Origin of the sequence: Comamonas faecalis, assembly GCF_039538025.1 — a bacterium.
Lineage (GTDB): Bacteria > Pseudomonadota > Gammaproteobacteria > Burkholderiales > Burkholderiaceae_C > Comamonas_C > Comamonas_C faecalis.
This window is the reverse complement of the sequence record NZ_BAABBP010000042.1, coordinates 1-25,153: the sequence shown is the minus strand read 5'-3', so window position 1 is coordinate 25,153 and position 25,153 is coordinate 1. Positions and strand designations below refer to the sequence as shown.

The 25,153-nt window shown below is 64.8% G+C and carries 23 protein-coding genes and 2 tRNA genes; 5 read left to right on the top strand and 20 right to left on the bottom strand.

Going from position 1 to position 25,153, the window contains the following annotated elements; all coding sequences use genetic code 11:
• Window positions 1-98 precede the first annotated feature (98 nt).
• From ABD767_RS16120 to ABD767_RS16105, 4 genes are all read right to left on the bottom strand, one after another.
• Complete coding sequence (locus tag ABD767_RS16120; protein ID WP_344869946.1) at window positions 99-791, bottom strand: hypothetical protein; 693 nt, start codon at window positions 789-791, stop codon at window positions 99-101.
• A 13-nt stretch (window positions 792-804) separates the two neighbouring features.
• Entirely contained in the window at window positions 805-2,229 is a 1,425-nt protein-coding gene (locus tag ABD767_RS16115; protein ID WP_045785211.1) for a hypothetical protein, read from the bottom strand.
• A gap of 97 nt (window positions 2,230-2,326) precedes the next feature.
• Window positions 2,327-3,139: an ImmA/IrrE family metallo-endopeptidase gene (locus ABD767_RS16110; RefSeq protein WP_182265970.1), complete on the bottom strand. Its 813-nt coding sequence runs from the start codon at window positions 3,137-3,139 to the stop codon at window positions 2,327-2,329.
• The gene (locus ABD767_RS16105; RefSeq protein WP_049246960.1) at window positions 3,140-3,418 is read right to left on the bottom strand and encodes a helix-turn-helix domain-containing protein; all 279 of its coding nucleotides are present in this window, start codon (window positions 3,416-3,418) and stop codon (window positions 3,140-3,142) included.
• Window positions 3,419-3,589: 171 nt separating this feature from the next.
• Here ABD767_RS16105 and ABD767_RS16100 point away from each other — a divergent pair, with 171 nt between their 5' ends.
• The 5 genes from ABD767_RS16100 to ABD767_RS16080 are packed head-to-tail and all read left to right on the top strand — an operon-like array spanning window position 3,590 to window position 6,462.
• Window positions 3,590-3,793, top strand: a complete 204-nt coding sequence (locus tag ABD767_RS16100; RefSeq protein WP_054482422.1) for a hypothetical protein — start codon at window positions 3,590-3,592, stop codon at window positions 3,791-3,793.
• On the top strand, window positions 3,793-4,242 hold the full coding sequence (locus ABD767_RS16095) for a DUF2924 domain-containing protein (RefSeq protein ID WP_049246955.1): 450 nt from the start codon (window positions 3,793-3,795) through the stop codon (window positions 4,240-4,242). The genes ABD767_RS16100 and ABD767_RS16095 overlap by 1 nt, the downstream gene beginning before the upstream one ends.
• Entirely contained in the window at window positions 4,239-5,618 is a 1,380-nt protein-coding gene (locus ABD767_RS16090; RefSeq protein WP_344869945.1) for a recombinase family protein, read from the top strand. Before ABD767_RS16095 ends, ABD767_RS16090 begins: the two co-directional genes overlap by 4 nt.
• The gene (locus tag ABD767_RS16085; protein ID WP_344869944.1) at window positions 5,618-5,980 is read left to right on the top strand and encodes a site-specific recombinase resolvase; all 363 of its coding nucleotides are present in this window, start codon (window positions 5,618-5,620) and stop codon (window positions 5,978-5,980) included. Before ABD767_RS16090 ends, ABD767_RS16085 begins: the two co-directional genes overlap by 1 nt.
• Before the next feature lie 8 nt (window positions 5,981-5,988).
• A complete protein-coding gene (locus tag ABD767_RS16080) occupies window positions 5,989-6,462 on the top strand; it encodes a hypothetical protein (RefSeq protein WP_344869943.1) in 474 nt (157 codons plus the stop codon).
• Window positions 6,463-6,769: 307 nt separating this feature from the next.
• Here ABD767_RS16080 and ABD767_RS16075 read toward each other — a convergent pair.
• The 16 genes from ABD767_RS16075 to ABD767_RS16000 form a co-directional block, all read right to left on the bottom strand.
• Window positions 6,770-6,845, bottom strand: a tRNA-Phe gene (locus tag ABD767_RS16075).
• Window positions 6,846-6,898: 53 nt separating this feature from the next.
• Window positions 6,899-7,591, bottom strand: coding sequence for a response regulator (locus tag ABD767_RS16070; protein WP_103044565.1), 693 nt, complete (start codon window positions 7,589-7,591; stop codon window positions 6,899-6,901).
• A 43-nt stretch (window positions 7,592-7,634) separates the two neighbouring features.
• On the bottom strand, window positions 7,635-9,920 hold the full coding sequence (locus ABD767_RS16065; protein ID WP_344869942.1) for a sensor histidine kinase: 2,286 nt from the start codon (window positions 9,918-9,920) through the stop codon (window positions 7,635-7,637).
• Window positions 9,917-10,618 carry a DUF4390 domain-containing protein gene (locus tag ABD767_RS16060; protein WP_344869941.1) on the bottom strand — a complete coding sequence of 234 codons (702 nt, stop codon included), beginning with the start codon at window positions 10,616-10,618 and terminating at the stop codon, window positions 9,917-9,919. Before ABD767_RS16060 ends, ABD767_RS16065 begins: the two co-directional genes overlap by 4 nt.
• Before the next feature lie 7 nt (window positions 10,619-10,625).
• Window positions 10,626-12,038, bottom strand: a complete 1,413-nt coding sequence (rsmB, locus tag ABD767_RS16055; RefSeq protein ID WP_103044576.1) for a 16S rRNA (cytosine(967)-C(5))-methyltransferase RsmB — start codon at window positions 12,036-12,038, stop codon at window positions 10,626-10,628.
• A 2-nt stretch (window positions 12,039-12,040) separates the two neighbouring features.
• Window positions 12,041-12,595, bottom strand: a complete 555-nt coding sequence (locus ABD767_RS16050; RefSeq protein WP_344869940.1) for a LemA family protein — start codon at window positions 12,593-12,595, stop codon at window positions 12,041-12,043.
• 146 nt (window positions 12,596-12,741) lie between these two features.
• Window positions 12,742-16,962, bottom strand: coding sequence for a DNA-directed RNA polymerase subunit beta' (gene rpoC, locus ABD767_RS16045; RefSeq protein ID WP_103044567.1), 4,221 nt, complete (start codon window positions 16,960-16,962; stop codon window positions 12,742-12,744).
• A gap of 20 nt (window positions 16,963-16,982) precedes the next feature.
• Window positions 16,983-21,107 (bottom strand): DNA-directed RNA polymerase subunit beta, encoded by a 4,125-nt coding sequence (gene rpoB / locus ABD767_RS16040; RefSeq protein WP_103044568.1) that lies wholly within the window; start codon window positions 21,105-21,107, stop codon window positions 16,983-16,985.
• A 313-nt stretch (window positions 21,108-21,420) separates the two neighbouring features.
• Window positions 21,421-21,801, bottom strand: a complete 381-nt coding sequence (gene rplL, locus ABD767_RS16035; RefSeq protein WP_103044578.1) for a 50S ribosomal protein L7/L12 — start codon at window positions 21,799-21,801, stop codon at window positions 21,421-21,423.
• 51 nt (window positions 21,802-21,852) lie between these two features.
• Window positions 21,853-22,359, bottom strand: a complete 507-nt coding sequence (gene rplJ, locus ABD767_RS16030) for a 50S ribosomal protein L10 (RefSeq protein ID WP_103044569.1) — start codon at window positions 22,357-22,359, stop codon at window positions 21,853-21,855.
• Between the two features lie 247 nt (window positions 22,360-22,606).
• Window positions 22,607-23,305, bottom strand: a complete 699-nt coding sequence (gene rplA, locus ABD767_RS16025; protein ID WP_103044570.1) for a 50S ribosomal protein L1 — start codon at window positions 23,303-23,305, stop codon at window positions 22,607-22,609.
• A gap of 1 nt (window position 23,306) precedes the next feature.
• Window positions 23,307-23,738 carry a 50S ribosomal protein L11 gene (gene rplK / locus ABD767_RS16020; protein WP_103044571.1) on the bottom strand — a complete coding sequence of 144 codons (432 nt, stop codon included), beginning with the start codon at window positions 23,736-23,738 and terminating at the stop codon, window positions 23,307-23,309.
• Window positions 23,739-23,896: 158 nt separating this feature from the next.
• The gene (gene nusG / locus ABD767_RS16015) at window positions 23,897-24,424 is read right to left on the bottom strand and encodes a transcription termination/antitermination protein NusG (protein ID WP_425549935.1); all 528 of its coding nucleotides are present in this window, start codon (window positions 24,422-24,424) and stop codon (window positions 23,897-23,899) included.
• A gap of 59 nt (window positions 24,425-24,483) precedes the next feature.
• Window positions 24,484-24,867, bottom strand: coding sequence for a preprotein translocase subunit SecE (gene secE / locus ABD767_RS16010; RefSeq protein WP_103044573.1), 384 nt, complete (start codon window positions 24,865-24,867; stop codon window positions 24,484-24,486).
• Between the two features lie 76 nt (window positions 24,868-24,943).
• Window positions 24,944-25,019 (bottom strand) — tRNA-Trp (locus ABD767_RS16005).
• An 8-nt stretch (window positions 25,020-25,027) separates the two neighbouring features.
• Window positions 25,028-25,153 (bottom strand): EF-Tu C-terminal domain-related protein (locus ABD767_RS16000; protein ID WP_076887029.1); only part of this gene is annotated, 126 nt, incomplete at its 5' end.

Sequence of the window (25,153 nt, the reverse complement as noted above, 5' to 3'; positions counted from 1 at the left end):
ACGCCGATTGGGGGCATCCCTCCCGCAGAAGCTGAGGCAAACTACTGGCGGCAACTCGCCGTCAGCAACACCTCGACAGAGGTGTCAACTTAAACCAATCAGCCTCCTTGAAACCCGGGGCGGTTCACGGACTCACCGCTGGGCGTGACGTAGCCGCGCAGCACGCGGTCGAATGCGCTTGCATCGAAAACATCCTGCCCATCGTCCAGGCGAACGAACTCATCGAGCGCCCGGATCACATGATCACGGGGCAGATCTGCCTGAACTTGGCGGGCCTGCAAAATCACACCGCCGCGTGACCATGCAGGATCAGCCAGAACAGAAGATGTATTGACGGCTGGCGCACGTGCCCACGCGCGCCCAACAAACACCGGGGCAAAATCATGCGTCCCGGCGACGCGCAGGTCGCCGAGATGCCAGAGATGCTGTGGCGTGAGGCATGGGCGGCTGGCACGTCGCCGATCTTCGATGCCCACCATGCGTGCCAGATCGGTCAGCCATCGTTCGATCTGGATACCGCACAGTGCGATCTCGTTCAAGGGCTGCACCACAGTGCGCCCATCCAGCGGACTGCGATAGCGGTAGCAGCCCGCATCGGGATCGGCCTCGATCTCGACCTCGCATTCAGAGTCGAGGAACGGGGCCATGACATGCGTGAGATGACCCTCGTCGGTGATCCAGCCCCGCTGCAGGAGCTGAGAACGGTCACGTCCGAACGTTGTGGCCAGCACTGGTGTATCCAGGCTCGACAGCCTGTCGATGGCGGTGAAGAAGCGTAGATGCAATGACATCGTCGACGCTCCCTCAGAATTCGCTCAAGACGCCGAGGCGAATCAACTGCTCCAGTACGCGCTTGCGGTCGTCCTCGGTCTTACTCTTGTCGTTCAGGCCGTTGGGGGCTGTGATCTGGACGGCGACGTTGTGCGCCTTGCGGTGGGGCTGTGTCGCCATGCGCATCACCAGCTTCACCTGTACCAGTGCGTACTGGCTCAGATCTTCGGCGCTGTAATCCTCGTAGGCGACCTGATAGACGTTGCGGCTGTCACGCCGATCGCGGGTGATCTCCATCTTGCTCGCCAGCTGCCGAGCGACGGTCTTGCCGCCAAGCTCGAGCAACTGTTCAAAGGGCTTGGCCACCTTGATCTGAAGAATGTCGATGCGCTCGATGTCCGCGATGCGATCCTGCTCCAGCCGCTTGAGCATGGCCGAGGTCGAGAACCCGAGCAGATCGAATTGACGCATCGGCATGTCGTCAATCGCGCCCTCGTGCGCCAGCGCCACGTCGCGGAAGATGGTGGCAAGCTCCCGGCGCTTTTCCCGGTCTTCGCAGAACACTGTCAGCGCCCCGGTTGCCGGTTCCCAGGAAAAGCGTGCCGACATGGCAGCTGGTTCCTCGTGGTCGACCACTTGGCCGTCTTCCACCTGCCGGTAATGCGCCGTAGAACCATTGAAGGTTGCGCACAGCGTGTGCAGCTGTGTCAGCGGCTCGTCGTCGGCATCTTCATCGTCATCGCGCTGTGCGTGGGACAAGCCGCACCGCACAAACTGCTCGATCAGGATTTGCTCTTTCGGCACATGCGGGAACAGCTCTGCAATCCGTGTGCGAAGTGCTTCCTGGATGTCATCGCCATTTTTCGGCTCCACGCCCTTGGGGCCAAGGTAGTGGCTGGAGAAGTGCTCGCTTTTCCACTGGCGGTGCATCACCTGTTCGTGCTCCGCGTGATCGAAGCGCGCTTCGCGGCGTGCTCCAGCCTCGGGAAACTCCTGCAGGAGATAGAGGTGCAATGCGCGGCTATGGCGGTCGCTGGGCATTGCGAGCACGGTGGCATCGTCTTCGCGCCTGGCGTCGAGCACCGCCTGAACAGCTTGAGCGCCGTAGTCATCGCTGAGCAGGATCACTCGTTCGACGGCATCCTCGAGGCGCAGGCGGATGGCAGCATCCAGTTTGGCCACGCAGTGGAAAAATGCCTGACGGGATTCGACCGGCAGTTTTCCTTTCGAGGCATCGGCCAATGCCTGAAGTTCCGGCAACGCATCGCCGCTGGCCAGTTCAAGCAGGCGCACCACCAGCGCCGGACGCTTGACCTTGCGCAGCAGATCGACGAAATGCTCCATTCCGGGCAGGATGGCAGGGCCATCATCTGACCGTTGCTCGCGCGCCCGCTTCGGTGACGACTTCGGGTTGACCGCTTTCTCCTGCTGGGCGGTGGTGGTGTGACCGGTAGGCATAGGCAGACTCCTTCGTAAAGTGCGCGATTGCGCGAGTTGTTAACTGCGAGATTCAAAAAATGCCGACGCGAGGTCGGCGCGGATGGGATGGTGATGATCAGCGCACGGCGTTCTCCGGGCGGATCAGGCCGTAGCGTTGCAGGCGCACCTGCACAAAGCGTGGATTGACGCCAAAACGCAGGGCCAGCGCACGTTGCAGCAATTCCATGTCGGCGGCGTCGCTGGCGGCGAGTTGCATGCTGGTGCCGGGAATCTCCGGATCAAGCGACGGGCCACGATGAATGCTGACGTTGTATTCCGATGCCAGCTCCTCAGCTGCCGTGCTCAAGAGCTTGCGCGGCACCAGCAGCGAGCCCATGAATTCGTTGGCACGCAGCTCGGCAAAATGCACTTCCGTCGCCATTGCTGCTGATGGGGCTGTAGGTACTTTTGCCAAGTGCTCGCTGTCCGGCGTGGTGGTGCGGTAGGCGCGCTGCACGACTGGCTCCAGGGCATCGAACAGTCCTGGGCCTTTGCCGCCGTCCATGATCCAGCCTGGGGCATCGAACACAGCGTGGCCGAGTTCATGTGCCAGCGTGCTCAGAGCCAGCAGCTCACTGAGTTTTTCGCCGACGGGCGACACGCACACCATCGCGGTGTCTGGTGCGTAGGGGTCATACTCGCAGATGCCGAAAACGTGGTTGCCATCCTCGTCATGCACCTCGCAATCAGTGCTGACCTCGAGCGCGAAGTCGATACCGTTGATCTTCAAACGGTCGATCTGGCGCAGCGTGTCGAAGGCAATGGCATCAACACCGCTTCCCACCAGTTGCTGGCGGGCGAGTGCTGCGATGGCTTCGATCTCAACGTGCTTGATGAATTTGGGGCGCTTGCGGTCGCAATGCCGGTAGTCGAGGGTCAGAACCGGCATTCACTTTTTCTCCGTGACTTCCCGGCGGTACATCCGCACCACGTTGCCCACATCCTCACGCATATCCGGCGGCAGGCGACTGGCTTCGACAAAGGCGTCGTCCGGGTCGATGCCCAAGATCTCTGCTGCCTTGCGGATCAGCTCGTCCTTGGGCGGTTTTTCCATATCGCGTTCGATGCGGGACCAGTAGGCAGGCGAAATCTCAAGCTGACGCGCGAACTCGTTCATCTGGATGTTCTTCTCTTCGCGCTTTTTGCGAATGAAGGCTCCGAAAGGCATGGTCGTTTCCTAGTTGCGTGATTAGTTAATGCCTGGAGCGTACTGCGAGAAGTTCCGCCTGTCAACTGTTTAGTTAACGCGAAAGTTTTTGCCGCCGATTACCCGGAATTGCCATCCGCTTCGGACGATCAGGCTCACTATTTCTGACGGTTGCAATTCCTCGGAGCCGTCATGAAGAACATCGAACTCGCATCTCCCACGGAGATGAGCGCCAGCGCCCGTGCTGGCGAAATCGCCGCCATCCTTGCGGCTGCCATCGTCCGCACCCTTGCTGCGGATGAGCCAAAACAGAGAGCCAATTCGACAAGGGGAGGCCTTGGCTTCCTGCCCGACCAGCGCGTTCATACAACCCCCTATCAAGAGGAGAAGTTGTGATGAACGAGAAACAAGCTTCCGTCGCCGCACGTATCGCGGAGCTGGCCTGCCTGCCGATGTCCGAGCTTTGGACCGTATGGGATCGGTATTTCCCGCGCCGCCCGGACTACCCCAACCGCACGCACGTCGAGTCCCGGATCGCCTACAAGCTGCAGGAGGAGGCCTTCGGTGGCCTTGCGCCCGAGACCAAGCAGCGCCTAGAAGCCATCGGCGCAAAACACTCCAAGATCAAGCTGCGGGCCAAGCCGCGCGAGTTCGATTTCGCGCCGGGCACGATCCTGCTGCGCGAATGGGGCGAGCGCGAGCACCGGGTGACGGTCACCGCCGAGGGGCTGTTCGAGTACCAGGGGCGCAACTTCAAGAGCCTGACGGCGGTGGCCCGCCACATCACCGGCGCGCACTGGTCGGGGCCGCTGTTCTTTGGCCTGAGCAAGGGAGGTGCCCGATGAGCGAGATCGCCAGCACCAAGGCTCGCAAGCGCTGCGCCGTCTACTGTCGGGTGTCCTCGGATGAACGGCTTGACCAGGAGTTCAACTCCATCGACGCCCAAAAGGAGGCGGGCCACGCCTACGTCGCCAGCCAGCGATCCGAGGGTTGGATTCCGGTGGCCGACGACTACGACGACCCTGGCTTCTCAGGCGGCAACACGGATCGGCCCGGGCTGAAACGTCTGATGGCGGACATTGAGCGCGGCCAGATTGACATCGTCGTGGTCTACAAGATCGACCGCCTGACGCGCAGCTTGGCCGACTTCTCCAAGATGGTCGAAGTGTTCGAGCGCCACGAGGTGTCCTTCGTGTCAGTCACCCAGCAGTTCAATACCACCACCTCGATGGGTCGGCTGATGCTCAACGTCCTGCTGTCCTTTGCCCAGTTTGAGCGCGAGGTCACTGGCGAGCGCATCCGCGACAAGATCGCCGCCGCCAAACGCAAGGGGATGTGGATGGGCGGTGTCCCGCCCCTGGGCTACGACGTCGACAACCGCCTCCTGGTCATCAACGAGGCGGAGGCGGCTGTGGTGCGCCGTATCTTCGAGGAGATGCTGACCATCGGCTCTCCGACCCAGATCGCCGTCAATCTCACCGCCGACGGCATCACAACCAAGGCCTGGACGACGCAGGAGGGCCAGACCCGCAACGGCACGCGCATCGACAAAAAGTACCTGCACAAGCTGCTGCGCAACCGCATCTACCTGGGCGAGTTGTCGCACAAGGGGAACTGGTACTCCGGCGCTCACCTGCCGATCATCGACCGGGAACTGTGGGACAAGGTTCACGCGGTGCTGGCCAGGGATGGGCACGCCCGGTCGGTGGAAACCAAGATCCGGTCGCGCACCGACGCCTTGCTGCGTGGCCTGCTGTACGCGCCCTCGGGCGAACGGATGTACCCAACCTACTCACGCAAGAACGGGCGCAAGTACCACTACTACGTGTCCAAGTCGGAAAGCCGGTTCGGGGCACCGGGCAAGAGCTACGAACGCCTGCCTGCACCGGAGATTGAGGCGGCAGTGGTGGCCCAAATCCGCACGGTGCTGACCAGCCCAGAATCCATCGCATCGGTGGTGCGCCACATCCAGCGCAACGGCGGACAGGTCGATGAAGCCACCACGGTGATGGCGATGGGACGGCTCAACGACGTGTGGGATCAGTTGTTCCCGGTCGAGCGCCATCGCATCGCCAACCTGATGATCGAGCGCATCGACCTCGTCCACGTCGGCGAGGTGCAGGGTATCAAGGTGAAGTGGCGGGAACTGGGGTGGGACGCCCTGATCGGTGAATTCGCCCCGAGAGGGATCGGCGTAGAACTGGTGGAGGTCGAGGCCTGATGGACGACACACTGGAAACCTTCGTGCCCCTACAGTTCAAGCGCAAGAAAGGAAAACTGCTGGTCGACGGAAGGGAATCCGCGCACGACGTCCGCATCATTGAGGCGGTCGCTCGCGCAACGTACTGGCACTCCCTGCTCGACTCGGGGGTCTTCAAGAACGTAGTCGAAATCGCCCGGCTCGAAGACTTGATGCCGACGACGGTTGGCCGCTTGCTGCGGCTGGCACGACTTGCTCCGGACATCGTCGAGCAGTTGATGCTGGGTTGCCAGCCACGGCGACTCACGCTGTTGTGGCTGATGCGCAACGACATTCCGGCCCTCTGGTGTGAGCAGCGCCAGCTGCTTGAGCGATTCAGGTAGGAGGCGTCATGTCAAAGAAGCACTACGGAAAGCAGACCGGACGCCCCATCACCCACGAGCTTCCGACACCGGCAGGCGGCGTGCGGCTGGAGACCTTCGTGCCCTGGACGCTGGTGAAACGGGGGTTGAAAAAACAGGTGATCACGCCGTTGGACGCACCGCAGGAATTCCTGTCCGAGGCCACCCGGGTGCGCGAAGTGCGGGCGACGACGCAGGACACCGCGCTGATGCGGGCGCTCGGGCTGGCACACCATTGGCAACGCCTGCTGGACGAGCAGCGGGCGACATCGGTGGCCGAGATCGCCGAGGCCGAGGGCATGGACGTGACGCAGGTGCGCCGGGTCATGCGGCTGACCCTGTTGGCCCCCGAGGTCGTGGAACGGCTGGCGGGCTCGCCCCACGCGGTGCTGGAGAAGGTGATGCGCCGCCCCTGGCCCAACGGATGGGGTGACCAGATGCGGCTGCTCGCGCCACCCACCTGACCACGCCGAGCCCAGCACCAGCAACCGCCTACGGGCGGTTTTTTTGCGCCCGCTTCGTGCTCGGTCGCCACCGCTACAGGAGTCGCCAAGCACAACCAGTCGCCCGCAAACCCGCGCCAGCACTGGGAGTGGCCTCAAGAACGCTCGCGAGACCACCAGAGAAAACCGAGAGCAGAGAGGCGTCGGCGAGGGTGAAAACGCAGGAGTTGGAGGGGTGGCGCTCGCGAGGCCATGCCCGGAATCCGCGCCAACACTGGGGAAAACGGGCGAAAAAAAACCAACCGAGAGTGGTTGGTTTTTTGAATAGTGGTGGCCTGGGACGGAATCGAACCGCCGACACAAGGATTTTCAATCCTCTGCTCTACCGACTGAGCTACCGGGCCAGAATTTGAAATTATATAAGGAAAAAGGGGCTTTCCGGGAAAGGGCGGCAAATTCAGCCGTTGCGCTTGCGCCCCAGTTCCACGCCCAACTGGCGCAGCTTGCGGTACAGGTGGGTGCGCTCCAGGCCGGTTTTCTCGGCCACGCGCGTCATCGACCCGCCTTCGCGAACCAGGTGGAATTCGAAGTAGGCCTTCTCGAACGCGTCGCGCGCTTCGCGCAGCGGCCGATCCAGGTCGAAGTCCTGGTGCGACTGCGGACCATCGTCGAGCGCCACGTCGATACCGGCAGGAGCGGCGCCCTGCAGCGCGTCACCTGGCACGGCTGGCACGCCCGGTGCGCCTCCTGCCGCGCCACGCGGTGCCGTCTTGGCGTCGTGTGCGGCGCTGCGTGCCAGGCCCTGCTCGACGGCCTTGAGCAGTTTTTGCAGCGTGATGGGTTTTTCCAGAAAGGACTGCGCGCCGATGCGCGTGGCCTCGACGGCGGTGTCGATCGTCGCGTGGCCGCTCATCATGATCACCGGCATGGTGAGCTGGCCAGCCGTCGCCCATTCCTTGAGCAGCGAGACGCCGTCGGTGTCGGGCATCCAGATGTCCAGCAGTACCAAGTCATAGTGGTGACTCTGGCGTGCCGCGCGAGCCTGCATGGCATTTTCGGCAAGGTCCACGGTGTGGCCCTCGTCGTTGAGAATTTCGGACAACAGATCCCGGATACCCAGTTCGTCGTCCACAACCAAGATATTTGCCATGTATTGCTATGCGCCGGTGCGTCGCCGGCTTTCCATTGTCAAATCACATTCCCCCTGCCTCTTGAGGTGCAAATGATAGCGACACTTGCGCCCCCTTCACCTGCCCGTCCTCGATCCGGTTGACCAAATCGATGCGCGCACCGTGTTCGTCGGCAATTTTCTTGACCACGGCCAGGCCCAGGCCGGTGCCCTTGGGCTTGGTCGTGACATAGGGCTCGAACGCGCGCTGCAGTATCTGCTCCGGAAAACCCGTTCCCTGGTCGCTGATGGTCAGCTGCACGCGCCGCGTCGCCGGGTTCCAGCGCGTGGCGATCTGCACCGCGGCGGCGCCGTCCTGTCCCGCTCGCTGGGCCGTCGCGTCCTGCGCGTTCTGCAGCAGGTTGTGCACCACCTGGCGCAGTTGCTGGGCGTCGCCCAGGATGGGCGGGCACTGGGCGTCAAGCTCGGCATGCACCGGCACCGCGGCGTTTTCTGTGCCATACAGCTGCAGCACGTCGCCCACCAGCGCGTTCAAATCCAGCGGCAGCAGCTGGGCCGCGGGCAGGCGCGCGTAGTCGCGAAATTCATTGACCAGGCGCTTCATCGCATCGACCTGGTCGACGATGGTCTTGACCGATTTGTCCAGGATGGCCTGCTCGGCGGGCGCCAGCTTGCCCTGCAGCTTGAGCGCCAGGCGCTCGGCCGACAACTGGATGGGTGTGAGCGGATTCTTGATTTCGTGCGCCAGACGGCGCGCCACCTCGCCCCAGGCCTGGGTGCGCTGCGCGGAGATGATTTCGGAGATGTCGTCGAACACCAGCAGCAGCGTGCCGTCGCCCAGCGGCGCGCCGCGCGCCAGCACACTGGTGCCCTGCGCGGCCACGCCGCCGCCGGCGCCATGCAGCTCGAAGGGCTGTTGCCAGTGGTCGGGGCCGTGGTGGTCACGCTCGGCCAGCAGCGCGTCGAACTGCTGCGCCACTTCCTGGGCGAAGGCCTGCATGCCCGGCATCTGCGACAACGCACTGCCCCGATAGGCGGCTACGGGTGCGCGCAGGATGCGCGTGGCGCCAGGGTTGCACGAGACGATGGCGCCCTGCGCATCGAGCACGATGACGCCTGCGCTCAGGTTGTCCAGGATGGTCTGCAGGCCGGCGCGCGCGGTGTCGAGCTGCGCCATGCTGTGCTCGGCGGCCGAGCGCGCGTCGGCCAGCTGTTGCGTCATCGACGCAAACGCCCGCGTCAGCCCGCCCAGCTCGTCGCGGCTGTGCACCACCGCCTTGGGCGAGAGGTTGCCCAGCGCGACCTCGCGCACGCCCTCGGCCAGCAGAAGCAGCGGGCGCACCAGCTGGTTGCCCAGCACGACGGCAAGCAGCACCGCGGCAAACACCGCCAGAAAGAGGCTGAGCGTGAGCGTGCCGATGTACATGCGGCGCAGGCCGGCACGAGCCAGCGCCCGCTCCTGGTATTCACGGTTGGCTTCCTGCACCGCAATCGCGTTGCCCACCAGCACCGGGGGCAGCGGCAGCGTGGCCTCGACCAGCCGCGGCTGGCCGAGCAGCCCCACGCCGGAGCTGGGCACCTCCACCAGCGCGCGCACCCGGGCGTTGTCGGCGGCTGCGGGGTCGGCCACATCGTCCAACCCCTCGATCTGGTAAGTGATGCGCTGCTCGCGCGCCTGGCGCAGCTGCTGCATGCTGGGGCGCTGCGGGTTGAGCGTGAAGCGCGACTGCCCGGCGCTTGCCAGCGGCTGGCCACTGGCGCTCCACAGCACCATGTCGGTCGCGCCCAACTGGTCGCGCATGCGTTCGAGCACCAGGCCCGCCGCCGCATCGGGCACCTGCGCCAGCTGGCTGCTGGCGGTGCGCGTCTGGTTGGCCAGATCGCTGGCGATGGTGTCGAGCGTGACACGCGCCAGGTTCACGCCGGCGCCCAGCGCCCCCTCGACCTTGACGTCGAACCAGCTCTCGATCGAGCGCGAGACGAACTGGTAGGACACGACGTAGACCAGCACGCCGGGGACGACGCCGACCAGCGCAAAAATGGCCGCCAGCTTGACCAGCAGCCGGCTGCCGAAGCGCCCGCGCTTCAGGCGCACCGCCAGCCGCAGAGCGCCCCAAGTCAGCGCCGCCAGCAGCACCAGGGCCACCAGCGCATTGACGCCCAGCAGCCACAGGAAGTTGCGCTCGTAGATGGCTCGATTGTTGGTCGCCAGCGTCAGCAGAAACATCAGCACGACGGCGATGGCGCACATCAGCGCCAGCCCCATGCCCACGGCCCAGCGCACGCTGCGCGCGCGCACCGCGGCGCGGCGTGCCGAGCCCGCGGCGCGCCGCGCGTCTTGCGCCGTCACGGCTGCGCCTCGCCTTGCACGGGCAGCTCCTCGACAGTGGGAGCGGCCGGCTCCCCCGCCAGCCCGTCTTGCGACAGCGGCGCCGGCTCCGCCAAAGGGGGCAGCGGCTGCACCTGCGCCAGCTGCACGTTCCAGCGCGATCGGCCCACGGCGCTGATGTGCATCAGCCGCGGCAGCTGCGACATGTCCAGGCTGAACTGGAAACGCACCTCGCCATCCTGCGCGCCGTCCAGCTCATCGGCGTCGGCGATCTTCCAGCGCGCGATGCGCTGCATCGCGTCCACCGCCTCGGACAGGTCGTCAAAGCCCTGCCCCAGCGCCATACCCAGGCCGCCGGCGGGCAGCGGCTGCGTCGACTGCATCAGCCGCCAGCGCCGCGTCAGCGGCTGGTAGCTCAGGCGCAGGTGGCGCGTGGCATGCGCCAGCACCTTGTCGGACCAGTACCAGCGCTTGTGCACCACCTGGGCATCGGCAATGAAGTGCATCGCAATGCCCTTGGCCAGCGCATCCTTGACCAGGTCGGGCAATTGCAGCTGCAGCGCAGCGTCCAGGTACAAGCCGTGGGCATCGCGGCGCAGTTGCAGTTGCACAACCTCGCCATGGGTCTGCGCCAGCGCCGACGCGCCTGCACACAGCAGCAGCACCGCGCACACCAGCGCCGCGGCGGCGCGGCGCAGGCCGGGCAGCAAGGGCCGCACGTGCGTGTCAGCCCTTGTGCAGCAGTGCATAGAAGAAACCGTCGTGCTCACCCGCACCATTGTCCGGGACGCCCGCGTCCGCCGGCCCGCTTCGGGGCAACAAATGCCCGGGCGATGGCAGCATGCGCGCGTCCGTGTGGCGCGCAACAAACGCCTGCACCTGGTCACTGCCCTCGCTGCGAAACACCGAGCAGGTGCAGTACAGCAACCGCCCGCCGGGAGCCAGCAGGGGCCACAGCGCCTCCAGCAGCCGCTCCTGCTGAGCGGCCAGCTGGGCGATGTCGGACTCGCGGCGCAGCCAGCGCACGTCGGGGTGGCGGCGCACGATGCCCGATGCGGTGCACGGCGCATCCAGCAGGATGGCGTCGAATAGCTGGTTACCCGCCTGCGGAAACCACTGCCGGGGCTGCCCGGCGTCGGCCACCAACACCTGCGCCCGGGCCGGGTCGAGCAGGCCCAGGCGCTGCAGCGTCTGGTCGATGCGCCGCGCGCGCTGGGGGTCGACCTCCAGCGCCGTCACATGCCAGGGCGCGCCCTGCGCCACAGCGCATTCCAGCAGATGCGCCGTCTTGCCGCCCGGGGCGGCGCAGGCGTCCAGCAGGCGCAGCGGGCGCTGCGCGTCCAGCCCCTGCAGCAGCAGCGGCGCGGCAAGCTGGGCCGCGCCGTCCTGCACGCTGACCACGCCCTCGTTCCAGCCCGGCAGCTGCGTGACCGGCAGCGGGCGGTGCAGCGCAACACCCGAGCTTCCTACTGCGTCGGCCGCGATGCCCGCGTCCTGCAGGCGCTGCAAATACCGCTGCTGTGTGCCGCGGTGCACGGCCACGCGCAACACCATCGGCGGCTGGGCGTTGTTGGCACGCAGAATGTCCTGCCATTGCTGCGGCCAGTCGCTGCGCAGGCGCTCGATCCACCAGGCGGGGTGGTTCCAGCGCGCCACCGGGTCGGCGTCGGTGGCCTGCACCAGGGCCGCGCCGTCGCGCAGAAAGCGGCGCAGGCAGGCGTTGACGAAGCCCGACTGCCCGCGCATGGCCGGGCTGCGCTTGGCCGCCTCGACCGCCTGGCTGACCAGGGTGTGCGGCGGATAGGGCGCGGCCTGCGCATCCCACACCAGCGCCAGCGCGGTGCACAGCAGTGCGTCGACCGCGGGTGCCGGCGCGCGCTGCGCCAGTTGCGTGCGCAGCGCCTGCGCGCGGCCGAGCTGGCGCAGGGTCTGAAACAACAGGGCCCGCACGCCCGGGCGCAGCGGCGCGTCGGTGTGCTCCAGCACCCGCGTGGTCGACTGCCCCGCGCGCACCGCCTGCAGCGCGGCGGCGCTGGCCTGCAGCAGGCGCCACAGCGCCGGCGCGTGGCCCGCGTGGTCGCCCGCAGCCGGCGCCGACTCGCGTGCTGCGGCGTACGACGGTCGAGACGATGGTTGCACGCTCACAGCGCCTGCCCCCGCTTCATGCCGAACAGCCAGGCCAGCACGCTGGCCGGGAACTGGGTAATGGACTGGTTGTACTGCGCCACCGCCTGGTTGAACTGCTGACGCGACATGCTGGCCAGCGCCTGTTGCTGCATGCAGCGCTGCAGCCAGGGGCGCACTTCGTGCTCCAGGTTCTGCCACTGCGCGTCGTCCAGCTGCGCAATGCGCGCCGACCACGCGGCCCAGGCCGCGTCCAGCGCCTGCAGGCCGGCGGCGACTGCGGACGCTGCATCGCGCTCAAGCGGGCGAGCGCGCAGCACCTGCAGCGACGCGTGCAGCTGCACCGTCGCCGCCTGTAACGCCCGGTAGTCGTGGCTGGCCGCCAGCGGCGCCGGCGGCAGCGCATGGGGATCTTCCAGCTGCGCAAGATATTGCTGCACGAAGGCGTCCATGCCGCCAAAAGCCTGCAGCGCGGCGGCGCGCAGCCGCACCAGGCGGTTGTAGGCACCAACGGCCCACAGCAGCAACAAGGTGATGAGAAGCGCGCTGGTCAAGGTGGTCACGCCCGCCATTGTCGATGCAAATCCGGGTGCCCATCCTCTCGCGCGGCCTGCGCGCACCGGGATTTTTGTGCGCAAAAAAATCCCGCCCTGCCTGTCGGCGGGGCGGGAGGGTCGTGGGCCAGCGCCCGGTACGGGCGCTGGCAACGGCATCGCGGTCAAATACCCAGCGGCGCGTCGTCGGAGGCTGCGTCGGACGTCTGCTCGGCCTCGGCCAGCTCGGCGGCCTCGGCCTCGGCGATGGCGTGACGCTCGGCCTCGTCCATGGCGTCCTTGGCCTTGCGTGCCTGGTGGTAGGCCAGACCCGTGCCCGCCGGGATCAGGCGGCCGACGATGACGTTCTCCTTGAGGCCACGCAGCTCGTCGCGCTTGCCCATGATGGCCGCCTCGGTCAGCACGCGGGTCGTTTCCTGGAAGGACGCGGCCGAGATGAACGAGTCGGTCGACAGCGACGCCTTGGTGATGCCCAGCAACACGTTGGAGTAGGTCGCCGGGATCTTGCCTTCCTTGAGCATCGCCTCGTTGGTGTTGAGGATCTCTGAGCGCTCGACCTGCTCGCCCTGGATGTAGGTCGTCTCGCCCGGGTTCTCGACCACGACGCGGCGCAGCATCTGGCGCACGATCACCTCGATGTGTTTGTCGTTGATCTTCACGCCCTGCAGGCGGTAGACGTCCTGCACCTCGTCAACGATGTAGCGCGCGAGTTCCTCGATGCCCAGCAGGCGCAGGATGTCCTGTGGATCGGCCGGGCCGTCGACGACCAGCTCGCCCTTGTTGACCACCTGGCCCTCGTGCACCAGCATGTTCTTTTCCTTGGGCACCAGTTCGTCCCAGACATGGCCGTCCGGGTCGGTGATCTGCAGACGCACCTTGCCCTTGGTCTCCTTGCCGAACGAGATCGTGCCGGTCATCTCGGCCAGCATGCCCTTGTCCTTCGGAGAGCGGGCCTCGAACAGCTCTGCCACACGCGGCAGACCGCCGGTGATGTCACGCGTCTTCTGGCCTTCGACCGGGATGCGCGCCAGCACCTCGCCGGGACCGACGTCCTGGCCGTCGCGCACCTGGATCAGCGCGCCGACCTGGAAGCCGATGGCCACCGCATGGTCGGTGCCGGGGATCTTGACTTCCTTGCCCTCGGCGTCGATCAGCTTGACCAGCGGACGCACCACCTTGGCCGAGCCGCGGCGCTTGGGGTCGATCACCACCAGCGTGGACAGGCCGGTGACGTCGTCCACCTGCTTGGCAACCGTCAGGCCTTCTTCGATGTTCTCGAACTTCACCTGGCCTGCGTACTCGGTGATGATGGGGCGCGTCAACGGGTCCCAGTTCGCCAGGATGGTGCCGGCCTTGACCTGCTGGTCGGCCTTGATGGTCAGCGTGGCGCCGTAGGGCACCTTGTGGCGCTCGCGCTCGCGGCCGTGCTCGTCCTGGATGACGATCTCGCCCGAACGCGCGATCACCACCAGCTCGCCGCGGGTGTTGGTCACGTAGCGCATCGTGGCGTTGAAGCCGATGATGCCGTTGCTCTTGGCCTCGACGCTGGACGCCACCGCCGCGCGCGACGCCGCACCACCGATGTGGAAGGTGCGCATGGTCAGCTGCGTGCCGGGCTCGCCGATGGACTGGGCGGCGATCACGCCCACGGCCTCGCCGAGGTTGATCAGGCCGCCTCGGCCCAGGTCGCGGCCATAGCAGTTGCAGCACAGGCCGAAGCGCGTCTCGCAGGTCAGCGCGGTGCGCACCTTGACCTCGTCGACGCCCGCCGCCTCCAGAGTGTCGATCACGTCTTCGTTGAGCAGCGTGCCCGCGGCCACGACGACGGCGCGCGTCTCGGGATGCAGCACGTCCTCGGCCGCGACGCGGCCCAGGATGCGCTCGCGCAGCGACTCGATGACCTCGCCGCCCTCGACCACGGCGCGCATCAGCGCACCGTTGGAGGTGCCGCAGTCTTCTTCGGTCACGACCAGATCCTGCGTCACGTCGACCAGGCGGCGCGTCAGATAGCCGGAGTTGGCCGTCTTCAGCGCCGTGTCGGCCAGGCCCTTGCGGGCGCCGTGCGTGGAGATGAAGTACTGCAGAACGTTCAGGCCTTCACGGAAGTTGGCCGTGATCGGCGTCTCGATGATGGAGCCGTCGGGCTTGGCCATCAGGCCGCGCATGCCGGCCAGCTGGCGGATCTGCGCCGCGCTACCACGGGCGCCCGAGTCGGCCATCATGTAGATGGAGTTGAACGACTCCTGATCCACCTCGTTGCCGTGGCGGTCGATGGTCTTTTCCTTGGCCAGCTGGGCCATCATGACCTTGGAGACCTCGTCGCCGGCCTTGCCCCAGATGTCGACCACCTTGTTGTAGCGCTCACCGGACGTCACCAGGCCCGAGACGTACTGCTGCTCGATCTCCTTGACCTCGGCCTCGGCACGGCCCAGGATTTCGGCCTTTTGCGGCGGCACCAGCATGTCGTCGATGGCGATCGAGATGCCGGCGTGCGTGGCCAGGCGGAAGCCGTTTTGCAGCAGCTTGTCGGCAAACACCACGGTTTCCTTCAGGCCGCACTGGCGGAACGACGCGTTGATCAGGCGCGAGATTTCCTTCTTCTTCAGCGCCTTGTTCAGGTTGCTGAACGCCAGGCCCTTGGGCAGGATCTCGGACAGCAGCGCGCGGCCCACGGTGGTGTCGACCAGGTTCACCACCGGCTGCCACTCGCCCTGGGCGTCGCGGCTCCACTCCTTCAGGCGCACGCTGATCTTGGTGGTCAGCTCGGTCTCGCCAGCGTCCAGCGCGCGCTGCACCTCGGCCAGGTCGGCGAAGATCATGCCCTCGCCCTTGCCGTTGATGCGCTCGCGCGTGGCGTGGTACAGGCCCAGCACCACGTCCTGCGACGGCACGATGGACGGCTCGCCCGAAGCCGGGAACAGCACGTTGTTGGAAGCCAGCATCAGCGTGCGCGCTTCCAGCTGCGCCTCCACCGACAGCGGCACGTGCACGGCCATCTGGTCACCGTCGAAGTCGGCGTTGAACGCAGCGCAGACCAGCGGGTGCAGCTGAATGGCCTTGCCCTCGATCAGGATGGGCTCGAACGCCTGGATGCCCAGGCGGTGCAGCGTCGGCGCGCGGTTGAGCATCACCGGGTGCTCGCGGATCACCTCTTCCAGGATGTCCCACACCACGGGCGTGCCGGCCTCGACCTCTTTCTTCGCGGCCTTGATGGTCGTGGCGATGCCCATGGCCTCCAGGCGCGAGAAGATGAAGGGCTTGAAGAGTTCGAGCGCCATCAGCTTGGGCAGGCCGCACTGGTGCAGCTTGAGCTGCGGGCCCACGGTGATGACCGAGCGGCCCGAGTAGTCGACGCGCTTGCCCAGCAGGTTCTGACGGAAGCGCCCGCCCTTGCCCTTGATCATGTCGGCCAGCGACTTGAGCGCGCGCTTGTTGGCGCCCGTCATCGCCTTGCCGCGGCGGCCGTTGTCCAGCAGGCTGTCGACAGCCTCCTGCAGCATGCGCTTTTCGTTGCGCGCGATGATCTCGGGCGCCTTGAGCTCGAGCAGGCGGCGCAGGCGCGAGTTGCGGTTGATCACGCGGCGGTACAGGTCGTTCAGGTCGGACGTGGCAAAGCGGCCACCATCGAGCGGCACCAGCGGACGCAGATCCGGCGGCAGCACCGGCAGCACTTCCATGATCATCCACTCGGGCTTGATGCCCGACTTCTTGAACGCTTCGAGCACCTTCAGGCGCTTGGCGTTCTTCTTGACCTTGACTTCGGAGCCGGTCAGGTCGCCGCGCAGGCGCTCGATCTCGATGTCCAGGTCTATGCCTTCGAGCAAATCCTTGACGCCTTCGGCGCCCATCTTGGCCTCGAACTCGTCGGCGTGCTCGGCGCGCTGCTTGTCGTACTCGTCCTCGCTCATGATCGAGAACTTCTTGAGCGGCGTCATGCCCGGGTCGGTCACGACATAGGCCTCGAAATACAGCACGCGCTCGATGTCGCGCAGCGTCATGTCGAGCACCAGGCCCAGACGCGACGGCAGCGACTTGAGGAACCAGATGTGCGCGCAGGGCGCGGCCAGGTCGATGTGGCCCATGCGCTCGCGGCGCACCTTGGTCTGCGTGACTTCGACGCCGCACTTCTCGCAGATCACGCCGCGGTGCTTGAGGCGCTTGTACTTGCCGCACAGACACTCGTAGTCCTTCACGGGGCCAAAAATCTTGGCGCAGAACAGGCCGTCGCGCTCGGGCTTGAAGGTGCGGTAGTTGATGGTCTCGGGCTTTTTCACCTCGCCGAAGGACCAGGAACGGATCTTCTCGGGCGACGCCAGGCCGATCTTGATGGCATCGAAATGCTCATCAGGCGTGAATTGCTTGAACAGGTCGAGTAGCGATTTCATATGAACCTATCCTTATCAGATTAAGAACGCTCGAGTTCGATGTCGAGGCCCAGGGAGCGGATTTCCTTGACCAGCACGTTGAACGACTCGGGCATGCCGGCCTCGATCGCGTGCTCGCCCTTGACGATGCTCTCGTAGACCTTGGTACGGCCCTGCACGTCGTCGGACTTCACGGTGAGCATTTCCTGCAGCACGTAGGCGGCGCCGTAGGCCTCCAGCGCCCACACTTCCATCTCGCCGAAACGCTGGCCGCCGAACTGCGCCTTGCCGCCCAGCGGTTGCTGCGTGACCAGCGAGTACGGGCCGGTGGAGCGCGCGTGCATCTTGTCGTCGACCAGGTGGTGCAGCTTCAGGTAGTGCATGTAGCCAATCGTCGTCGGGCGCTCGAAGCGCTCGCCGGTGCGACCGTCGTACAGATAGGCCTGGGTGCGCGTATCGGTCAGCCCCTTGGCCTGGGCGATGTCGTCCGGATAGGCCAGCTTGAGCATGTCCTTGATCTCGGCCTCCGACGCGCCGTCGAACACCGGCGATGCAAACGGCACGCCGGTGGTCAGCTCCTGCGCCATCGCCAGCAAGGCGCCGTCGTCCAGCTGCGCCAGGTCTTCCTTGTGGCCGCGCGCGTTGTAGATTTCTTCGAGGAACTTGCGCACCTCTGCCGCCTTGGCCTCGCGCTGCAGCATGTCGCCGATGCGCTGGCCCAGGCCCTTGCCGGCCCAGCCCAGGTGAACCTCCAGCACCTGGCCGATGTTCATGCGCGACGGCACGCCCAGCGGGTTGAGCACGATGTCGGCAGGCGTGCCGTCGGCCATGTAGGGCATGTCCTCGACCGGAACGATCTTCGACACCACGCCCTTGTTGCCGTGACGGCCGGCCATCTTGTCGCCCGGCTGCAGGCGGCGCTTGACGGCGAGATACACCTTGACCATCTTGAGCACGCCTGCGGGCAGCTCGTCGCCCTGGGTGAGCTTCTTGCGCTTCTCTTCGAAGGCCAGGTCGAAGTCGTGGCGCGTTGCCTCCATCGCGTTCTTCATCGATTCGAGCTGCGCGGCGACCGCGTCGTCGGCCGGGCGGATGTCGAACCAGTGGAACTTCTCGATTCCGTCCAGGTACTCCTTGTCGATCGCCGTACCCTTGGCCAGCTTCTTGGGGCCGCCATTGGCCACCTTACCGACGAGCAGCTTCTCGATACGGTCGTAGGCGTCGGCCTCGACGATGCGCAGCTGGTCGTTCAGGTCCAGGCGGAAGCGCTTCAATTCATCGTCGATGATCTGCTGCGCGCGCTTGTCGCGCTGGATGCCTTCGCGGGTGAAGACCTGCACGTCGATCACCGTGCCCTGCGAACCCTGGCTCACGCGCAGCGAGGTGTCCTTCACGTCGGACGCCTTCTCGCCGAAGATCGCGCGCAGCAGCTTTTCCTCGGGCGTCAGCGTGGTCTCGCCCTTGGGCGTGACCTTGCCGACCAGCGTGTCGCCGGGCAGCACTTCGGCGCCGACGTAGATGATGCCGGAGTCGTCCAGGCGGTTCAGTTGCTGCTCGGACAGATTGGGAATGTCGCGCGTGATTTCTTCGGCGCCCAGCTTGGTGTCGCGCGCCATTACCACCAGTTCCTCGATGTGGACGTTGGTGTAGCGGTCGTCGGCCACCACCTTCTCGGAGATCAGGATCGAGTCCTCGAAGTTGTAGCCGTTCCAGGGCATGAAGGCGATCAGCATGTTCTGGCCGATCGCGATCTCGCCCAGGTCGGTCGAGGCGCCGTCGGCAATCACGTCACCCTTGGCCAGCACGTCGCCGCGCTGCACGATGGGGCGCTGGTGGATGTTGGTACTCTGGTTGGAGCGCTGGTACTTGATGAGGTTGTAGATGTCCACGCCCACCTCGCCGGCCACGGCCTCGGCGTCGTGCACGCGCACCACGATGCGGGTGGCGTCGACGTAGTCGACCACGCCGCCGCGGCGCGCCGTCACCACGGTGCCCGAGTCGACGGCAGCCACGCGCTCGATGCCGGTGCCGACCAGCGGCTTCTCGGGGCGCAGCACCGGAACGGCCTGGCGCGACATGTTGGCGCCCATCAGCGCGCGGTTGGCGTCGTCGTGCTCCAGGAAGGGCACGAGAGACGCGGCCACCGATACGATCTGCGCCGGCGACACATCCATGTACTGCACGCGGTCGGCGCTGACCAGCGTCGACTCGCCCTCCTCGCGCGCCGACACCAGGTCGCCCGTCAGGCGCCCTTCGTCGTCCAGCGTGGCGTTGGCCTGGGCAATGATGTACTTGCCCTCCTCGATGGCCGACAGGTAATCGATCTGGTCGGTCACCTTGCCATCGACCACGCGGCGGTATGGCGTCTCGATGAAGCCGTACTCGTTCAGGCGGGCATACAACGCCAGCGAGTTGATCAGGCCGATGTTCGGGCCTTCCGGCGTTTCGATCGGGCAGACGCGGCCGTAGTGGGTGACGTGCACGTCGCGCACCTCGAAGCCGGCGCGCTCGCGCGTCAGACCGCCCGGGCCCAGAGCCGAGACGCGGCGCTTGTGCGTGATCTCGGCCAGCGGGTTGGTCTGGTCCATGAACTGCGACAGCTGCGAGGCACCGAAGAACTCCTTGAGCGCCGCCGAGATCGGCTTGGAGTTGATCAGGTCGTGCGGCATCAGCGGGTCGTTCTCGGCCTGGCCGAGGCGCTCCTTGACTGCCTTCTCGATACGCGCCAGGCCAGTGCGGTACTGGTTTTCAGCCAGCTCGCCCACGCAGCGCACGCGCCGGTTGCCCAGGTGGTCGATATCGTCGACCTGGCCCTTGCCGTTGCGCAGATCGACCAGGATCTTGACCACGGCCAGGATGTCGTCGTTGGACAGCACCATCGGCCCGGTCGCCTCATCGCGGCCGATCTTGGCGTTGAACTTCATGCGGCCCACGCGCGACAGGTCGTAGGTGTCGGGGTTGTAGAACAGGCGCTGGAACAGGGCCTGCACCGCGTCCTCGGTCGGCGGCTCGCCGGGGCGCATCATGCGGTAGATGGCCACGCGGGCGGCAAACTCGTCGGCCGTCTCGTCCATGCGCAGCGTCTGCGAGATGTAGGCACCCTGATCCAGCTCGTTGGTGTGAATGCACTGCAGCTCCTGCACGCCGGCGGTGCGCAGCTTCTTGAGCAAGGCCTCGGTCAGCTCCTCGTTGGCCTTGGCAATGATCTCGCCGGTGTCGCCGTCGACGATGTTGCGCGCGACGACGCGGCCGATCAGGAAATCCTCGGGCACGCTGATGTGCGTCGTGCCCGATTGCTCGAGCTCGCGCGTGTGGCGCGCGGTGATGCGCTTGTCCTTGGCAACGATGACTTTGCCCGACTTGTCGGTGATGTCAAAGCGCGCCACCTCGCCCTTGAGACGGTCGGCGACGAACTCCATCTGCGCGCCCGCATCCATCAGGCGGAAATTGTCGTTGACGAAGAAGTGCGCCAGGATCTGCTCGGGATTCAGGCCAATGGCCTTGAGCAGGATGGTGACCGGCATCTTGCGGCGGCGGTCGACGCGGAAGAACAGGATGTCCTTGGGGTCGAACTCGAAATCGAGCCACGAGCCGCGGTAGGGGATGATGCGTGCCGAGAACAGCAGCTTGCCCGAGCTGTGGGTCTTGCCCTTGTCGTGCTCGAAGAACACGCCGGGGCTGCGGTGCAACTGGCTGACGATGACGCGCTCGGTGCCGTTGATGATGAATGAGCCCTTGTCGGTCATCAGGGGCACCTCGCCCATGTAGACCTCCTGCTCCTTCACCTCCTTGACCACCTTGTTCTGGCTGGTCGAGGACTCACGGTCATAGATGATGAGCTGCACCTTGGCTCGCACCGCCGACGCGAAGGTCAGGCCGCGCGTCTGGCACTCGCGCACGTCGAACGCGGGCTTGGCCAGGTTGTACTCGACGAATTTCATTTCGACGTAGCCGTTGTGCGAGACAATCGGAAACGCCGAGTTGAACGCCGCCTGCAAGCCTTCGACCACACGCTTTTTCGGGGGGGTCTGCGCCTGCAGGAACGCCGTATAGGCATCGCGCTGCATCTGCAGCAGGTAGGGCACGTTGAGCACGCTATCGCGAGTACCGAAACTCTTGCGAATGCGCTTGCGCTCGGTATAGCTGTACGTGGATGTTTGGGCCATGAGATCTCCGGGCAAAGACATGGATGGGTGATCTTCGACGACTGCCTCCCCTTCAGGAGAGGCAACAACTTGGCGGTTGGCCACTACCAACCATGGCGGACGGCGATGCATTGCACATCACCCGGACCAAGGCGTCTTCCGTTGTCGGACGGGTACAGAAGACACTAGAAAACCGATGCGTTGGGCTGCCGGGCTGCGCGTTGCGCGCAAGCGGCCCAAACCGGCTTTCTGGTGCGCTCTGGTATGGGCAAACCCATAAGCACCAAAGGCTGGAGGCCTTTTTAAGGCCCCCAGCCCATCAAAACGGAGCCAATTACTTGAGCTCGGCCTTGGCGCCGGCGTCCACCAGCTTCTTGACGGCAGCTTCGGCGTCGGCCTTGGCCACGCCTTCCTTGACGTTCTTTGGCGCGCCGTCGACCAGATCCTTGGCTTCCTTCAGGCCCAGACCGGTGATTTCACGCACTGCCTTGATGACCGACACCTTGTTGGCGCCGGCTTCGGTCAGCACCACGTCGAACTCGGTCTTCTCTTCGGCAGCAGCAGCGCCACCCGCGCCCGCGCCGCCTGCGGCCGGAGCGGCCATGGCGGCAGCGCTCACGCCAAACTTTTCTTCAATGGCCTTGACCAGGTCATTGAGCTCCAGAACCGTCATGCCGTCCAGCGCGGTCAGAAATGCGTCTTTATCGAATGCCATTTTGATTTCCTCAAACAATTGGTTGGTTGATGCTCAAGCGGTACGCGCCGTTCAGGCGGCAACCGCCTCGCCTTCGCCTTTTTGCGCCGCCAGCGCGCCCAGCACCACGGCGGTGCGGGAGATCGGCGACATCAGCAAGCCACACAGCTGGGCCAGCAGCACTTCCTTGGAAGGGATGTTGGCCAGCTCTTTAACGCCGTTCACGTCCAGGGCCTTGCCCGCGAAGGCGCCGCCGCGAATGACCAGCTTGTCGTTGGTCTTCGCGAAATCGGCCACCACCTTGGCGGCGGCCACAGCGTCTTCGGAGAAGCCGTAGATCAGGGGGCCGGTCATCTGGTCTGCCACCACGTCAAACTGGCCGCCAGCCACAGCACGGCGGGCCAGGGTGTTCTTCAGAACACTCAGGCTCACACCCTTGCTGCGTGCATCGGAACGCAGTTTGGTCATGTCGGCGACCGTGATGCCACGGTATTCCGCGATCACGAGCGTTTGAGCTTTAGCGGCGAGGCTGGTCACTTCATTGATGACCGCTTCTTTCTCACTGCGATTCAGACTCAAGGTCTACTCCTTCGTATGCGCATCGGGGAAAACTCCCTTTTGCGCGCTCTTGGGTTTTACAGCGACCAACTGTGAAGGAAAATTTCCATCGGCAGCGGGATCGCCATCTGCGTTGGCACCTGTGGAATTAAGAGCCCCCAGCGGGCTCGCCAACGGTCTTGGATGGCCTGGCAAGAAAATGAATCCTCACAAGCCCACCACTGAAGCCTGGCACCCATTCAGGTGCCAGGCTTCAAATTTCATGCCATCAAGCCACTGCGATGGATTGGGTATCGACGCGAACGCCCAGGCCCATCGTCGACGACAGCGCCACCTTGCGCAGATACAGGCCCTTGCTGGTTGCGGGTTTGGACTTGTTCAGCGCCTCGATCAGCGCTGCCAGGTTGCCCTGCAACTTGTCGTTGTCGAACGAGCGACGGCCGATCGTGCTGTGGATGATGCCGGCCTTGTCGACGCGGAATTGCACCTGACCAGCCTTGGCGTTTTTCACCGCGGTAGCCACGTCGGGCGTCACGGTGCCGACCTTGGGGTTGGGCATCAGGCCGCGCGGGCCCAGGATCTGGCCCAACTGGCCGACCACGCGCATTGCGTCGGGAGCGGCGATCACCACGTCAAACGGCATGTCGCCGGCCTTGACCTGAGCTGCCAGGTCGTCCATGCCAACGATGTCGGCACCAGCAGCCTTGGCCTCTTCGGCCTTGGCGCCTTGCGCAAACACGGCCACGCGGGTCGTCTTGCCCGTGCCATGAGGCAGAACCACCGCGCCGCGCACGACCTGGTCGGACTTCTTGGCGTCGACGCCCAGTTGTACGGCCACGTCGATGGACTCATCGAACTTGGCGGTCGCCGTGTCCTTGACCAGGACGACGGCTTCGGCAAACGGATACAGGCGGGTGCTTTCGACCTTGCCCTGCAGTGCTTTTTGCTTTTTGGTCAATTTCGCCATGTCACAGACCCTCCACCGTCACGCCCATCGAACGGGCAGAGCCAGCCAGCGTACGCACGGCGGCGTCCACGTCGGCGGCGTTCATGTCCTTGAGCTTGGTCTTGGCAATCTCTTCCAGCTGCTCGCGGGTGATCTTGCCGACCTTGGCCGCCTTCGCGTTGGAAGAGCCCTTGTCCAGCTTGATGGCCTTCTTGATCAGCACGGTCGCCGGCGGCGTCTTGATGATGAAGGTAAAGCTCTTGTCTGCAAACGCCGTAATCACGACGGGCAGCGGCAGGCCGGGCTCGACACCCTGGGTCTGCGCATTGAACGCCTTGCAGAACTCCATGATATTCAGACCGCGCTGACCCAGCGCCGGACCGATAGGAGGAGAGGGATTGGCCTTACCAGCTGGCACTTGCAGCTTGATGAAGCCGACGATTTTTTTCGCCATGGATAGCTCCTTGCGGGTTGTAACGCCCCATGCTGTGCGCATGCAGGCTCCCCGGGGTTGATGACTCATTCGGACAAGCCGCGCCGAGCCGAAAAGCGCATTATTGTATTTGCGATTGCAACATCGCGCAGAGCGCGTTGCCCACCAAGGGCCAATGCTCAGGTTTTTTCGACCTGTGCGAACTCCAGTTCGACGGGGGTGGAGCGGCCGAAAATCATGACGGACACACGCAGGCGGCTCTTCTCGTAGTTCACCTCTTCCACCGAGCCATTGAAATCGGTGAACGGGCCATCCTTGACGCGCACCAGCTCACCCACCATGAATTCGACCTTGTGGCGCGGCTTGTCGGTGCCCTGTTCCATTTGCTCGACGATCTTCTGCACCTCGGCCTCGGAAATCGGCGCCGGGCGGTTCTTGGCCCCGCCGACGAAGCCGGTCACCTTGCTGGTGTGCTTGACCAGATGCCAGGTATCGTCATCCATCACCATCTCGACGAAGACATAGCCTGGGAACAGACGGCGCTCGGTCGTCTTGCGCTGGCCATTCTTCATCTCGACCACTTCTTCGGTCGGCACGAGGATGCGGCCAAACTTGGTATTCATGCCCGCGCGGTTGATACGCTCGGTGATGTTACGCTCGACCGCCTTCTCCATCCCCGAATAGGCATGGACGATGTACCACTGCATGGCGGAACCCGCCTCCTGCTCCTGTCCACCCGGCGTGTTTACTTGTTGAGCATCCACCATTACTTCCTCCAACCCAGGATCAGGTCGTAGAACAACCACTCCAGGGTTTTGTCCGACAACCACAGAAACAAGGCCATCACCACAGCAAACGCACAGACATAGCCCGTCATCTGCAGGGTCTCCTTGCGTGTGGGCCAGACGACCTTCTTAACTTCACGCCAGGAATCGCGCGAAAACCCGATCAGCTGACGACCCTGATCCGACACCAGGAAAACCGCCACTGCAGCCAACAGCCCCACCAACAGTACCGACCACTGCACCAGCGGGCCACGCGCTCCAAGATAATAAAAACCGACGATCGCCCCCACCAGCAGCGCAATGGCAAGGGAAAATTTCACCTTGTCAGCGCCGGTGACGACTGTTTCAACCTGCGATGTAGCCATAATTCCGAATATTTCCGTGCCCAATCAAGACACCAAAGCCCGCCAAGGCTGGCGGGCTGTTCAAACCACTAAAAAGTGGCAGGGGCAGTAGGAATCGAACCTACAACCTTCGGTTTTGGAGACCGACGCTCTGCCAATTGAGCTATACCCCTAAATTCGATTACTCGATGATCTTTGCCACCACGCCGGCGCCGACGGTACGGCCGCCCTCGCGGATGGCAAAGCGCAGGCCTTCTTCCATGGCGATGGGGGCGATCAGCTTGACGGTGATCGACACGTTGTCGCC

Coding starts and splice junctions, on each gene's coding strand:
- ABD767_RS16120 (WP_344869946.1), bottom strand. CDS start 791: ATGTCATTGCATCTACGCTTCTTCACCGCCATCGACAGGCTGTCGAGC.
- ABD767_RS16115 (WP_045785211.1), bottom strand. CDS start 2,229: ATGCCTACCGGTCACACCACCACCGCCCAGCAGGAGAAAGCGGTCAAC.
- ABD767_RS16110 (WP_182265970.1), bottom strand. CDS start 3,139: ATGCCGGTTCTGACCCTCGACTACCGGCATTGCGACCGCAAGCGCCCC.
- ABD767_RS16105 (WP_049246960.1), bottom strand. CDS start 3,418: ATGCCTTTCGGAGCCTTCATTCGCAAAAAGCGCGAAGAGAAGAACATC.
- ABD767_RS16100 (WP_054482422.1), top strand. CDS start 3,590: ATGAAGAACATCGAACTCGCATCTCCCACGGAGATGAGCGCCAGCGCC.
- ABD767_RS16095 (WP_049246955.1), top strand. CDS start 3,793: ATGAACGAGAAACAAGCTTCCGTCGCCGCACGTATCGCGGAGCTGGCC.
- ABD767_RS16090 (WP_344869945.1), top strand. CDS start 4,239: ATGAGCGAGATCGCCAGCACCAAGGCTCGCAAGCGCTGCGCCGTCTAC.
- ABD767_RS16085 (WP_344869944.1), top strand. CDS start 5,618: ATGGACGACACACTGGAAACCTTCGTGCCCCTACAGTTCAAGCGCAAG.
- ABD767_RS16080 (WP_344869943.1), top strand. CDS start 5,989: ATGTCAAAGAAGCACTACGGAAAGCAGACCGGACGCCCCATCACCCAC.
- ABD767_RS16070 (WP_103044565.1), bottom strand. CDS start 7,591: ATGGCAAATATCTTGGTTGTGGACGACGAACTGGGTATCCGGGATCTG.
- ABD767_RS16050 (WP_344869940.1), bottom strand. CDS start 12,595: ATGGCGGGCGTGACCACCTTGACCAGCGCGCTTCTCATCACCTTGTTG.
- rpoC (WP_103044567.1), bottom strand. CDS start 16,962: ATGAAATCGCTACTCGACCTGTTCAAGCAATTCACGCCTGATGAGCAT.
- rpoB (WP_103044568.1), bottom strand. CDS start 21,107: ATGGCCCAAACATCCACGTACAGCTATACCGAGCGCAAGCGCATTCGC.
- rplL (WP_103044578.1), bottom strand. CDS start 21,801: ATGGCATTCGATAAAGACGCATTTCTGACCGCGCTGGACGGCATGACG.
- rplA (WP_103044570.1), bottom strand. CDS start 23,305: ATGGCGAAATTGACCAAAAAGCAAAAAGCACTGCAGGGCAAGGTCGAA.
- rplK (WP_103044571.1), bottom strand. CDS start 23,738: ATGGCGAAAAAAATCGTCGGCTTCATCAAGCTGCAAGTGCCAGCTGGT.
- nusG (WP_425549935.1), bottom strand. CDS start 24,424: ATGCAGTGGTACATCGTCCATGCCTATTCGGGGATGGAGAAGGCGGTC.
- secE (WP_103044573.1), bottom strand. CDS start 24,867: ATGGCTACATCGCAGGTTGAAACAGTCGTCACCGGCGCTGACAAGGTG.